This is a genomic window from Pseudomonas sp. C 49-2 (assembly GCF_003970195.1).
Lineage (GTDB): Bacteria > Pseudomonadota > Gammaproteobacteria > Pseudomonadales > Pseudomonadaceae > Aquipseudomonas > Aquipseudomonas canadensis.
The window spans coordinates 44,184-56,674 of sequence record NZ_RXYG01000024.1 but is presented as its reverse complement, the minus strand read 5'-3'; the positions used below and the strand labels follow the sequence as shown (position 1 = coordinate 56,674).

Genomic DNA, 12,491 nt, shown 5'->3' with positions numbered 1-12,491 from the left:
TTGATCTTAGGCGCCCCGTCAAACACGCTGGCCGGAATCTGACAGGGATTTGGGGGGTAAACCGGCAGGGATGCCGGTTTAGCCGCCCCGCGCCATGGATGGCGCGTGGCGGCGGCCCCCCAAATCACTGTCGGATTACGGGCACACCGAGCCTAGGCGAGGTGCCGAGTGTTGGGGCAAGAGCGCTTTGGTTACTTTCGCGCTTTTCGAAAGTGACCCGCCGTAAGGGCGGAACCAATATCAGCCATCACCGCAGCAACGGATATGTACACCACCACCACCACCACCACCACCACCACCACCACCACCAACCACCCCAACGGAACTTTGCCAAGAAATAACCGCCTGAATCCGGTAGGCTCACCCTTTTCATTCAAGGAGTTACTCCCCATGGCCAAAGCCACCGCCCGTCACATCCTCGTTTCCACTGAAGACAAGTGCAACGAACTCAAGGCCCAAATCGAAGGCGGCGCCGATTTCGCAGAGATCGCCAAAGCCAACTCCAGCTGCCCGTCCAGCCGCGACGGCGGCAACCTGGGCTCGTTCGGTCCAGGCCAGATGGTCAAGGAATTCGACACTGTCGTATTCAGCGCCCCGGTCAACACCGTACAAGGCCCGGTAAAAACCCAGTTCGGCTACCACCTGCTGGAAGTCACCAGCCGCCAGGACTGATCCAGTCTGCGCTGATGCTCTAAACAACGGCCCGCCTTTAGGTGGGCCGTTGTGCATGTGATGACTGGCGACGCTGATGCCGTTAGCGTACAAATCCCTTTTCTACTTCACACGGCGTTCAAGGCTGACAATGCGATTGGCTTTTTCCTACATTTTTAGTTCGACCCTGGCCCTGCTGCTGGCCAGCACGACCGTGATCGCGGCACCGCAACCGTACCTGACCGTGTACGGCGAACCGGCCAAGTACCCCGCCGGCTTTACCCATTTCGACTACGCCAACCCGAATGCCCCCAAGGGCGGTAGCCTGCGCCGTTCGGCCATCGAGATCGGGCGCTTTGACCACGTGTTGCCCTATATCGACAAAGGCATCGGGGTTTCCCAGGTCGACGGCTGGCTGTATGCGCCCCTGGCCCAGCGCTCCCTGGACGAGCCCTACACCGTTTACGGCCTGGTGGCCGAAAAAATGGAGCGCGCCGATGACGGCCTGTCGCTGCGTTTTTTCCTCAATCCCAAGGCACGTTTTGCGGACGGTAAACCCATCACCGCCGAAGACGTGCGCTACAGCTTCGACCTGCTGATGACCCAAGGCAGCCTGCGCTTTCGCACCCTGTTTGCCGACGTCAAGCACGTCGAAGTCGAAGGCGAACGTCAGGTACGCTTTGATTTCTCCAGCAATGAAAACCGCACCCTGCCCCTGGACATCGCCACCCTGCCGGTCTTCCCGGAACACTGGTGGAAGACCCGCGACTTCGCCAACGGCGGCGGCTATGAAGCGCCTCTCGGCAGCGGCCCCTATAAAGTCAGCAAGATCGACTCCGGCAGCACCATCACCTTTACCCGCGACCCGAACTGGTGGGGCAAGGACCTGCCCGTCAGCCGTGGCCTGTACAACTTCGATCACTTGAGCCTGGAGTATTTCGGCGACACCGAAGTGGCCCGCCAGGTATTGCGCGGTGGTGCCTACGATTTCAACCGCGAGTTTTCCGCCACCGGTTACTCCATCGGCTACAACGGCCCGGCCCTGGATGACGGTCGCCTGCAACGCGCGCACTTGGCCAAGGAAATGCCGCAACCGGCGCAGGGTTATGTGTTCAATGTGCAAAAACCGATGTTCAAGGACCGCCGCGTGCGCCAGGCCCTGGCGATGCTGTGGGACTTCGAATGGGCCAACCGGCAGATGATGCGCAACATGTACATCCGCCAGCAGAGCTTCTTCTCCAACAGCCCGCTGGCGGCCAGCCAGCCGCCGACCCCAGAAGAACTGGCGATTCTTGAACCCTTGCGCGGCCAGGTGCCCGACGAGGTGTTCACCCAGGTGTTCAAGGCGCCGGTCACCGACGGCAGCGGCATGATCCGCGACAAGCAATTGCAGGCCCTGGCCTTGCTGGAGGAAGCCGGCTGGAAACCGGACGGCGACAAACTGGTGAACGCCGAGGGCGAGCCGCTGGAATTTACCTTCCTCAACGCCCAAAGCGGCCTGGAACGCCTGTTGCTGCCGTACAAACGCAACCTGGCGCAGATCGGCATCACCCTGAATATCCGCCGCATCGACTCCTCCCAGTATGTGAACCGGGTGATGGCACGGGACTACGACATGATCGTCACCGGCTTCCCGGTCACCACGTCGCCCGGCATGGAGCTGTACAACTATTTCGGCTCGGCCGCCGCGTTTGACCCCGGCGCCAACAACTACATGGTGCTCAAGGATCCAGCCGTGGACAGCTTGATAAAGGGTCTGGTCAAGGCCGACACCCAAGCGCAGATGCTCACCTACGCCCACGCGCTGGACCGGGTGCTGCAATGGAATTACCTGTGGATCCCCAATTACTACCCGCCCGGCACGTCCGCCGCGTGGTGGAACCGCTTTGGCCGCCCGGCCATCGAGGCGAAAAACGACGAAGCCCTGGAAACCTGGTGGGAAATCAGCCCCACCCCACTGACCAACGAACAAATGAACGCTGAGCTGAAAAAACGCGGAGGGGCGCGCTGATGTTTGCCTATATCGTGCGGCGCCTGCTGCTGATCATCCCGACGCTGGTGATCATCTTGCTGGTGAATTTCGTGATCGTACAAGCGGCCCCCGGCGGCCCGGTGGAGCAAGCCATTGCCCATTTGCAAGGCATTGGCGGCGGTGGCGTCGGCGGCTCGTCAGGCGAAGGCATCAGCGGCGGTTCCCGCGCCAGCCGTGGGCTGGACCCGAAGTTGATCGCGGACATCGAAAAACAGTACGGCTTCGACAAGCCTGCGCCGGAACGCCTGTGGCTGATGCTCAAGAGCTACGCGCAGCTGGACTTTGGTAACAGTTTCTTTCGCGGCAAGACGGTGATCGATCTGATCCTGGAAAAAATGCCCGTCACCATCTCCCTCGGCCTCTGGGCCACGCTGATCACCTACCTGGTGTCGATCCCCCTGGGGATTCGCAAGGCGGTGCGCCATGGCAGCAGCTTCGATGTGTGGAGCAGCACCGCGATCGTCATCGGCTATGCGATGCCGGCGTTCCTGTTTGCGATGTTCCTGATCGTGGTGTTTGCCGGCGGCACGTCGCTGAACTGGTTCCCGGTGCGCGGGCTGGTGTCGGAGAACTTCGAAGAAATGAGTACCGTGGGCAAGATTGCCGATTATTTCTGGCATCTGGTGTTACCGGTTACCTCGTTGGTCATCGGTGGGTTCGCTACGCTGACTATCCTCACCAAAAACTCATTCCTCAATGAAATCACGCGCCAGTACGTAGTGACCGCGCGCGCCAAGGGCCTGAGCGAACGGCGTGTGTTGTACGGTCACGTATTTCGCAACGCCATGTTGCTGGTGATCTCGGGGATTCCCCAGGCGTTCATCGCCGTGTTCTTCGCCGGCTCCCTGCTGATCGAGGTGATCTTCTCCCTCGATGGCCTCGGCCGCATGAGCTACGAAGCCGCCGTCTCCCGCGATTACCCGGTGGTGTTCGGTTCGCTGTTTATCTTCACGTTGTTCGGCCTCTTGATAAAGCTCATCGGTGACCTCTGTTACACCCTGGTGGACCCGCGTATCGACTTCGCCGCGAGGAACGCCTGATGCTTAACCTGTCTCCCGTGGCGCGCCGCCGTTTCGAGCGTTTCAAGAAAAACCGACGCGGCTGGTGGTCGCTGTGGCTGTTTATCGGCCTGTTTATCCTGACCCTCGGCGGCGAATTGATCGCCAATGACAAGCCCCTGGTGTTGAGTTTCAAGAACGAACTGTATTTCCCGGTGTTCAAGCGGTACACCGAGCAACAGTTCGGCGGCCAGCTGCCGTTCCAGGCCGACTATCGCAGTGACTACGTGAAAAAGCTGATTGAGCAGGACGGCGGCTGGATGCTGTTCCCGCCGATCCCGTTCAGCGACGACACGCCCAACTACGAACTGACCCGCCCTGCCCCCAGTCCGCCCTCGGCGGTGAACTGGCTGGGCACTGACGACCAGTCACGGGATGTGTTGGCGCGGGTGATCTTTGGTGCGCGGGTATCGATCCTGTTTGCCCTGGCGCTCACCGCGATCAGCGCCGCCATCGGTATTGCGGCCGGCGCATTGCAGGGCTATTACGGCGGCTGGGTGGATTTGATTGGCCAGCGCGTGTTGGAGGTGTGGTCCGGGCTGCCGGTGCTGTACCTGCTGATCATCCTGTCCGGTTTTGTCGAACCGAATTTCTGGTGGTTGCTGGGGATCATGGCGCTGTTTTCCTGGCTGGCCCTGGTAGACGTGGTGCGCGCCGAGTTCCTGCGCGGGCGCAACCTGGAATACGTCAAGGCAGCACGGGCCTTGGGTTTGGGTGACGGCAAGATCATTCGCCGGCATATTCTGCCCAACGCCATGACGGCCACCTTGAGTTACCTGCCGTTCATCCTGACCGGCGCGATTTCTACCCTGAGCGCCCTGGATTTCCTCGGTTTCGGCATGCCGGCAGGCAGCGCCTCCCTGGGCGAGTTGATCGCCCAGGGCAAGCAGAACCTGCAAGCGCCCTGGCTGGGCCTGACGGCGTTCTTCACACTGGCGCTGATCCTGTCGCTGCTGGTGTTTATCGGCGAGGCATTGCGTGATGCCTTCGACCCACGCTCATGAGTGACCGCCTATGAACCTGATCGAAATCCGCGACCTCAGCGTCGCCTTCAGCGGCCAGACCGTGGTGCGCAACCTGAGCCTGGACGTTCGCCCCGGCGAGTGCCTGGCGCTGGTGGGCGAGTCGGGCTCGGGCAAGTCGGTGACTGCCCACTCGATCCTGCAACTGCTGCCCGAAGCCGGCACTGAAACCACCGGTTCTATCCAGTACCGCGGCCAGGAATTGATCGGCGCATCGGCGCCGACCCTGCAGAAGCTACGCGGCAACCGCATTGCGATGATCTTCCAGGAGCCGATGACCTCACTGAACCCGTTGCACAGCATCGAAAAGCAGATCGGCGAAACCCTGCTGTTGCACAAGGGCCTGGGTGGCAAGGCGGCCCAGGCGCGCATTCTGGAATTGCTTGACCTGGTGGGCATCCAGAAACCCAAGGAGCGGCTCAGGGCCTATCCTCATCAACTGTCCGGCGGGCAACGCCAGCGGGTGATGATCGCCATGGCCCTTGCCTGCGAGCCGGAACTGCTGATCGCCGACGAACCCACCACCGCGCTGGACGTGACCGTGCAGCGCAAGATCCTGTTGCTGCTCAAGTCCCTGCAACAACGCTTGGGCATGTCGCTGCTGCTGATCAGCCACGACCTCAATCTGGTGCGCAGCATCGCCCAGCGCGTGTGCGTGATGCGCGCAGGCGAGATTGTCGAGCAGGCCGACTGCCAGAGCCTGTTCAATGCGCCGCAACACCCGTATAGCCGCCTGCTGCTGGATGCCGAACCGGACGGTGATGCGCTGTGCAGTGACGAACGCGAAACCGTTTTGCAGGTGGACGACCTGACCGTGCAGTTCCCCCTCGGCGGCGGGTTGTTCCGGCGCAAGACCTACCTGCGTGCTGTAGACGGCATCAGCCTCAGCGTGCAACGCGGCAAGACCCTGGGGATTGTCGGCGAGTCCGGCTCGGGCAAATCCACCCTGGGCCAGGCGATCCTGCGGCTGCTGGACTCCACCGGCAGCATCCGCTTCCAGGGTGAAGCCCTCGACCCGCTGAATAACCAGCAGATGCGCCCATGGCGCAAGCAGATGCAGGTGGTGTTCCAGGACCCTTACGGCAGCCTCAGCCCACGCATGACCGTGGAGCAAATCATCAGCGAAGGCCTGGAAGTGCACGCACCGTGCAGCCTGGCCGACCGCGATGCGCAGGTGATCCAGGTGCTCAAGGATGTGGGCCTCGACCCCGCCAGCCGCCACCGTTACCCCCATGAATTCTCCGGCGGCCAGCGCCAACGCATCGCCATCGCCCGCGCCTTGGTACTCAAGCCGGCACTGATGCTGCTCGACGAACCGACCTCGGCCCTTGACCGCACCGTACAGAAACAAGTGGTGGCGTTGCTGCGCGAGCTGCAAGACAAGTACGGCCTGACTTACCTGTTTATCAGCCATGACCTGGCCGTGGTGCGCGCCATGGCCCATGACATGATCGTGATCAAGGACGGCCAGGTGGTGGAGCGCGGCGCCAGCCATGAGGTGTTCGATGCACCGCAACATCCGTACACCAAAGAGCTGCTGGCAGCGGCGCATATTCCCTTGTAAACACGCCCGCTCTCACAAGGATCGCGATTCCATGTCCAATTTGTGTTGGTAGCCTAAACATGAACATCACCGATAACCTCAAGGACTATCAGCAGGTGCGTGGCCTGGCCATCCAGTCGCTGTTCGAGATCATCGAACAGTCCAGCGAAGGCACGGTGATTGTCGACCGCGACGCCAATATCGTGTGGATGAACGAGCGCTACGCCAAGCGTTTCGGCCTCAAGAGCGCCGACGAAGCCATCGGCCAGCCGTGTGAACAGGTAATCTCCAACAGTCTGTTACGCCAGGTGGTGCGCAACGACCAGCCGATCCTGCTGGATATCCAGGACACGCCCAAAGGCCCGTTGGTGGTGATGCGTTTGCCGATCCACAACGACGCAGGCGCGGTGATCGGCGCGATTGGTTTTGCGCTGTTCGATGAACTGCGCAACCTGTCCCCGTTGATTGAGCGTTACTTGAGCATGCAGCAGGAACTGGCCTCGACGCGCTCCTTGCTGCGTTCGCGCCAGAGCAAATACAACTTCGCGCACTTTATCGGCACCAGCGCCGCCAGCCTCGAAGTCAAACGCCGGGCGCGGCGCAGTGCCAGCGCCGAATCGCCGGTGTTACTGCTGGGCGAGACTGGCACCGGCAAGGAATTGCTCGCCCAGGCGATTCACGGCGCCTCAAGCCGTGCACACAAGGCATTTGTCAGTATCAACAGTGCAGCGATTCCCGCTGACCTGCTGGAAGCCGAGTTCTTCGGCACCGCGCCGGGTGCGTTTACCGGCGCCGACCGCAAGGGCCGTCCGGGCAAATTCCAGATTGCCCAGGGCGGCACGTTGTTCCTCGATGAAATCGGCGACATGCCCCTGCCGCTGCAAAGCAAATTGCTGCGGGTGTTGCAGGAAAAGGAATTCGAGCCGGTCGGCTCCAATGAAATGCTGCACAGCGATGTGCGGGTGATCGCGGCCACGTCGATGGACCTGGAAGCGGCGATCAAACGGGGCGAGTTCCGCGCCGACCTGTATTACCGGCTGAACGTGCTGCCGATCCAGGTGCCGCCGTTGCGTGAACGGCTGGAGGATATTCCGGCGTTGAGCGAGGCGATTCTTGAGGAGTTGCGCAGCCAGCATGAGCTGGACCGTGAAGCCTTGGCGCTGCTGGCGCAGCATGCGTGGCCGGGGAACATCCGTGAGCTGCGCAATGTGCTGGAGCGGGCGGCACTGCTCAGTGATGACCTGGTGTTGAATGCCCCGGCCATTCGCGCAGCAATCGGCACCTTTACGCCGGTGGAACGTGGCAGCGCGGTAGCGGCGGTTGAGGGAGAAAGTTTCAGTGCGGCGCGGGAGCGGTTTGATCGGCAGGTGATCGGCACGGCGTTGCGGGCCTGTGAGGGGAATGTGGTGGAAGCGGCCAAACGGTTGGGGCTCGGGCGATCGACGCTGTACAAGAAAATGGTGGCGTTGGGCATCGATCAATCTCACTAAAGAGACAATAATCTCAATATGCAGATGATCTACTGTGGGAGCTGGCTTGCCTGCGATAGCGTTGGTTCAGCTGGACAATTGGTGACTGATACACCGCTATCGCAGGCAAGCCAGCTCCCACATTTGATCTCTGCCTGTCTCAAAATAGAGATCACATTCAAGATAGCCGCCACAAAATTAAATAAATTGTATAAATATCAATACGTTATGAATATGGCACACATCTCGCTATAGCCCCTCCTACAGCAACACCCCACAAAAATAACAATCCGATGGAGACACACCATGAGTGTGATCATTGCCCTGGCAGCGCTCGCGTTGCTGATGCTGGCTGCCTACCGTGGCTATAGCGTTATCCTGTTTGCCCCCATCGCCGCGCTCGGCGCTGTACTGCTTACCGATCCGTCCGCCGTCGCCCCCGCCTTTACCGGGGTGTTCATGGAGAAGATGGTCGGTTTTATCAAACTGTATTTCCCGGTGTTCCTGCTCGGCGCGGTGTTCGGCAAGCTGATCGAACTGTCGGGATTTTCGCGCTCCATTGTCGCCGCCGCGATCGGTCTGCTCGGCACGCGTCAGGCGATGCTGGTGATCGTGCTGGTCTGCGCCCTGCTCACCTACGGCGGCGTGTCGCTGTTCGTGGTGGTGTTTGCGGTGTACCCGTTCGCGGCGGAGATGTTCCGCCAGAGCAATATCCCGAAACGCCTGATCCCGGCAACCATCGCCCTCGGCGCATTCTCGTTCACCATGGACGCGCTGCCCGGCACGCCACAGATCCAGAACATCATCCCCAGCACCTTTTTCAACACCACCGCCTGGGCGGCGCCGTGGCTGGGCCTGATTGGCACAATCTTCGTGTTTTGCGCCGGCATGCTGTACCTGGCGCGCCAACGCAACAAGGCGCAACGGGCCGGTGAAGGCTACGGTACCGAACTGCGCAACGAGCCGGAAACCGCCGATAACCTGGCACTCCCCAACCCGTGGATCGCGCTGTCACCACTGATCCTGGTGGGTGTGATGAACCTGTTGTTCACGCACTGGATCCCGCAGTGGTACGGCAAGACCCACAGCCTTGCCCTACCAGGCATGACCACCCCGGTGACCACCGAAATCGCCAAGCTCACCGCGATCTGGGCGGTGCAGGCGGCATTGCTGGTGGGCATTATCGTGGTGCTGGTGTTCGGCTTCTCGGCAATCAAAAGCAAGCTCGCCGAAGGCAGCAAAAGTGCGGTCAGCGGTGCATTGCTGGCCGCGATGAACACTGCGTCGGAATACGGCTTTGGTGCCGTGATCGCCTCGCTGCCAGGCTTTTTGGTGCTGGCGGACTGGCTCAAGGGCATCCCCAACCCACTGGTCAACGAAGCGATCACCGTGACCCTGCTGGCCGGCATCACCGGCTCCGCGTCGGGCGGCATGAGCATCGCCCTGGCGGCCATGTCCGAGAGCTTTATTTCGGCGGCGCATGCGGCCAATATCCCCCTTGAAGTGCTGCACCGCGTCGCGGCCATGGCCAGCGGCGGCATGGACACCCTGCCCCACAACGGCGCGGTGATCACGCTGCTGGCGGTCACCGGCCTGACGCACCGCGAAGCCTACAAGGACATTTTCGGCATCACGATTATCAAGACCCTCGCGGTGTTCGTGGTGATCGGTACTTTCTATGCCACCGGCATTGTGTGAGGTTTTCATGACGACATTGAACGGCAAGACCGCCCTGGTCACCGGCTCCACCAGCGGCATCGGCTTAGGGATTGCACTGAGCCTGGCCAAGGCCGGCGCTAACCTGATCCTCAACGGCTTCGGCGACGCCAGCGCGGTGATCGCCCAGGTTCAGGCTTTCGGCGGCAAGGTCGGCCATCATCCGGCCGACGTCAGCGACCCGACGCAGATCGCCGACATGATCGCCTACGCCGAGCGTGAGTTCGGCGGCGTGGACATCCTGGTGAACAACGCCGGCATCCAACATGTGGCGGCGGTGGAAGACTTCCCGGTGGAGCGCTGGGACTCGATCATTGCGATCAACCTGTCGTCGGTGTTCCACAGCACACGCTTGAGCTTGCCGGGCATGAAAGCCAAGGGATGGGGGCGTATCGTCAATATCGCCTCGGTGCATGGCCAGGTCGGTTCGGTGGGCAAGGCGGCGTATGTGGCGGCCAAGCACGGCGTGATTGGTTTGACCAAGGTCGTCGGCCTGGAAACCGCTACCAGTAACGTCACCTGCAACGCCATCTGCCCCGGCTGGGTGCTGACGCCGTTGGTGCAGAAGCAGATTGATGACCGTGCCGCCGCAGGCGTTGACCCGCAGCAGGCGCAGCATGATCTGCTGGCGGAGAAGCAACCGTCGCTGGAGTTTGTGACACCGCCGCAATTGGGCGAGTTGGTGCTGTTCTTGTGCAGCGAAGCCGGCGCCCAAGTACGGGGCGCGGCGTGGAATATCGATGGCGGCTGGCTGGCCCAGTAACACCAGAGACTGGAGTTCAAAATGTGGGAGGGGGCTTGCCCCCGATAGCGGTGGGTCAGTCACCCCATGTATCAACTGACACTCCCTCATCGGGGGCAAGCCCCCTCCCACATTTGAACTGTATTGTGTGGAAGACCTGGATAAGAACAAGAGACCTTGCTGATGTCCGACATTCTGTGGCAACCCTCCCCGGAACGCATCGCCCACACGCGGATAGACCAGTTCCGGCGCTACATTAACGAACGCTACAGCGTGCAGCTCAGCGACTACCCGGCGCTTCACCAGTGGAGCATCGACCAGCGCGCGGATTTCTGGCGGGCGATCGTGGCGTATTTCGACGTGCAATTTCGCAGCCCGCCCACGGCGGTGCTGATCGAAGACACCGAAATGCCCAGCGCCCAATGGTTTCCCGGCGCGACCCTGAACTTTGCCGAGCACCTGTTGCGCCGTCGCGACGATCACCCCGCCGTGGTCGCCCTCAGTGAAGACGGCCAGCGCGAGCAATTGACCTACGCCGAACTGGCCGCCCATGTCGCCGGCCTGCAAAACAGCCTGCGGGCGGCCGGTGTGGTCCAGGGTGATCGCGTCGCGGCGTGTATGCCCAATACCTGGCAAACCCTGGTGGGCATGCTTGCCACCACCAGCCTCGGCGCAATCTGGTCGTGCTCATCGCCGGACTTCGGCACCCAGGGTGTGATCGACCGGTTCGGCCAGATCGAGCCCAAGGTGCTGATCACCTGCGCCGGATATCGTTATGCCGGCAAAGACATCGACCAGACCGCCAAGCTCAATGAAATCCTCGAACGCCTGCCGTCCCTGGAGCAGTTGATCATCGTGCCGTACGCGCGTCCCCAGGCAAGGATCGAGGACTATCAGACCCACGCCCGCGTCGCGCTGTGGCAGGACTTCTATCAGCCCGGCGGCGAGCCTGAATTCGTCGCGGTGCCATTCGATCATCCGCTGTATATCCTCTATTCCAGTGGCACCACCGGCGTGCCCAAGTGCATCATCCACGGCACCGGCGGCGTGCTGCTCACCCACCTCAAGGAACACGGCCTGCATGCCGACCTGTCCCGCGAGGACTGCCTGTTCTACTACACCACCTGCGGCTGGATGATGTGGAACTGGCTGGTGTCGGTCCTGGCCATCGGCGCCACGGCGGTGCTGTATGACGGTTCGCCGTTTCATCCAGGCCCCGAGCGACTGATCGACCTGATTGATGCCGAGAAGATCAGCGTGTTCGGCACCAGTCCCAAGTTTCTCGCCACCTTGGAAAAGGCCGGCTTGCAACCGCGCCTGAGCCACAAGTTGAGCAGTCTCAAAGGCTTGATTTCGACCGGTTCGCCACTATCGCCCCAGAGCTACGACTACGTGTACCGCGAGATCAAGGGCGAGCTGTGCCTGTCGTCGATGTCCGGTGGCACCGATATCGTCTCCTGCTTTGTGATCGGCAACCCGGTGCTGCCGGTGCGTCGCGGTGAAATGCAGTGCAAGAGCCTGGCGATGGCCATCGAGGTGTGGGATGACCAGGGCCAGCCGCTGGTCGGCGAAAAAGGCGAGCTGGTGTGCACCCGGCATTTCCCGGCCATGCCCATCGGGCTATGGAACGATCCGGAGCGCAAGAAACTGCTCGCTTCGTATTTCAGCCAGTTTCCCGGCGTCTGGGCCCAAGGGGACTACGCCGAACAGCGCCCCAACGGCAGCCTGCTGATCCACGGGCGCTCCGACGCGGTGCTCAACCCCGGCGGCGTGCGGATCGGCACGGCCGAGATTTACCGCCAGGTGGAAAAAATCCCACAGGTGCAGGAAAGCCTAGCCATCGGCCAACGCTGGCAGGACGACGTGCGCGTGGTGCTGTTCGTACGCCTCAACGACGGTGTGGAATTGGACGACGCGCTGGAGCAGCAGATCCGCCAGGTGATTCGCGCCAACACCACACCGCGCCATGTGCCGGCGAAGATCCTCGCTGTCACCGACATCCCCCGCACCATCAGCGGCAAGATCGTCGAATTGGCGGTGCGCAATGTGGTGCACGGTGAGCCGGTGAAGAACACCGACGCCCTGGCCAACCCGCTGGCGCTGGAGCAGTTCCGCGACCGCCCTGAACTCGCCCAAGGATGAAAGGCTTCAGCCCTGACGCACTCATTTGAAGACAAACCCCGAATGCATGCTATTTTTCTGGGGTAGTCACCCATTCCCAAGTCACGGGATAATGGGTGTTGTCATCTTTCAAAGCG

The 12,491-nt window shown here is 61.4% G+C and carries 10 protein-coding genes; 9 read left to right on the top strand and 1 reads right to left on the bottom strand.

Translation table 11 applies throughout. The features are described from left to right. Nucleotides 1-191: 191 nt before the first annotated feature. Complete coding sequence (locus EJ576_RS29725; protein WP_158628963.1) at nt 192-377, bottom strand: hypothetical protein; 186 nt, start codon at nt 375-377, stop codon at nt 192-194. Between the two features lie 13 nt (nt 378-390). Between EJ576_RS29725 and EJ576_RS28400 the strand changes: the two genes are divergently transcribed. The 9 genes from EJ576_RS28400 (at nt 391) to EJ576_RS28360 (ending at nt 12,375) form a co-directional block, all read left to right on the top strand. After that, the gene (locus tag EJ576_RS28400; protein WP_010210937.1) at nt 391-672 is read left to right on the top strand and encodes a peptidylprolyl isomerase; all 282 of its coding nucleotides are present in this window, start codon (nt 391-393) and stop codon (nt 670-672) included. A gap of 130 nt (nt 673-802) precedes the next feature. Further along, nucleotides 803-2,662 (top strand): extracellular solute-binding protein, encoded by a 1,860-nt coding sequence (locus tag EJ576_RS28395; RefSeq protein WP_126571663.1) that lies wholly within the window; start codon nt 803-805, stop codon nt 2,660-2,662. Then, the gene (locus EJ576_RS28390) at nt 2,662-3,723 is read left to right on the top strand and encodes a microcin C ABC transporter permease YejB (RefSeq protein WP_126571662.1); all 1,062 of its coding nucleotides are present in this window, start codon (nt 2,662-2,664) and stop codon (nt 3,721-3,723) included. The genes EJ576_RS28395 and EJ576_RS28390 overlap by 1 nt, the downstream gene beginning before the upstream one ends. Beyond that, nucleotides 3,723-4,745, top strand: a complete 1,023-nt coding sequence (locus EJ576_RS28385; RefSeq protein WP_028616409.1) for an ABC transporter permease — start codon at nt 3,723-3,725, stop codon at nt 4,743-4,745. Before EJ576_RS28390 ends, EJ576_RS28385 begins: the two co-directional genes overlap by 1 nt. A 10-nt stretch (nt 4,746-4,755) precedes the next feature. Beyond that, nucleotides 4,756-6,327, top strand: a complete 1,572-nt coding sequence (locus EJ576_RS28380; protein WP_122727702.1) for an ABC transporter ATP-binding protein — start codon at nt 4,756-4,758, stop codon at nt 6,325-6,327. A gap of 59 nt (nt 6,328-6,386) precedes the next feature. Continuing rightward, nucleotides 6,387-7,796 (top strand): sigma-54-dependent Fis family transcriptional regulator, encoded by a 1,410-nt coding sequence (locus tag EJ576_RS28375; RefSeq protein ID WP_126571661.1) that lies wholly within the window; start codon nt 6,387-6,389, stop codon nt 7,794-7,796. A 285-nt stretch (nt 7,797-8,081) separates the two neighbouring features. Continuing rightward, nucleotides 8,082-9,473 (top strand): GntP family permease, encoded by a 1,392-nt coding sequence (locus EJ576_RS28370; protein ID WP_028616412.1) that lies wholly within the window; start codon nt 8,082-8,084, stop codon nt 9,471-9,473. Between the two features lie 7 nt (nt 9,474-9,480). Beyond that, nucleotides 9,481-10,254, top strand: coding sequence for a 3-hydroxybutyrate dehydrogenase (locus tag EJ576_RS28365; RefSeq protein WP_126571660.1), 774 nt, complete (start codon nt 9,481-9,483; stop codon nt 10,252-10,254). A gap of 162 nt (nt 10,255-10,416) precedes the next feature. Beyond that, complete coding sequence (locus EJ576_RS28360; RefSeq protein ID WP_126571659.1) at nt 10,417-12,375, top strand: acetoacetate--CoA ligase; 1,959 nt, start codon at nt 10,417-10,419, stop codon at nt 12,373-12,375. Nucleotides 12,376-12,491 lie beyond the last annotated feature (116 nt).

Excerpts from the sequence above, each read along its gene's own strand:
- EJ576_RS28400 (WP_010210937.1), top strand. The coding sequence starts at position 391 with ATGGCCAAAGCCACCGCCCGTCACATCCTCGTTTCCACTGAAGACAAG.
- EJ576_RS28395 (WP_126571663.1), top strand. The coding sequence starts at position 803 with ATGCGATTGGCTTTTTCCTACATTTTTAGTTCGACCCTGGCCCTGCTG.
- EJ576_RS28390 (WP_126571662.1), top strand. The coding sequence starts at position 2,662 with ATGTTTGCCTATATCGTGCGGCGCCTGCTGCTGATCATCCCGACGCTG.
- EJ576_RS28385 (WP_028616409.1), top strand. The coding sequence starts at position 3,723 with ATGCTTAACCTGTCTCCCGTGGCGCGCCGCCGTTTCGAGCGTTTCAAG.
- EJ576_RS28380 (WP_122727702.1), top strand. The coding sequence starts at position 4,756 with ATGAACCTGATCGAAATCCGCGACCTCAGCGTCGCCTTCAGCGGCCAG.
- EJ576_RS28375 (WP_126571661.1), top strand. The coding sequence starts at position 6,387 with ATGAACATCACCGATAACCTCAAGGACTATCAGCAGGTGCGTGGCCTG.
- EJ576_RS28370 (WP_028616412.1), top strand. The coding sequence starts at position 8,082 with ATGAGTGTGATCATTGCCCTGGCAGCGCTCGCGTTGCTGATGCTGGCT.
- EJ576_RS28365 (WP_126571660.1), top strand. The coding sequence starts at position 9,481 with ATGACGACATTGAACGGCAAGACCGCCCTGGTCACCGGCTCCACCAGC.
- EJ576_RS28360 (WP_126571659.1), top strand. The coding sequence starts at position 10,417 with ATGTCCGACATTCTGTGGCAACCCTCCCCGGAACGCATCGCCCACACG.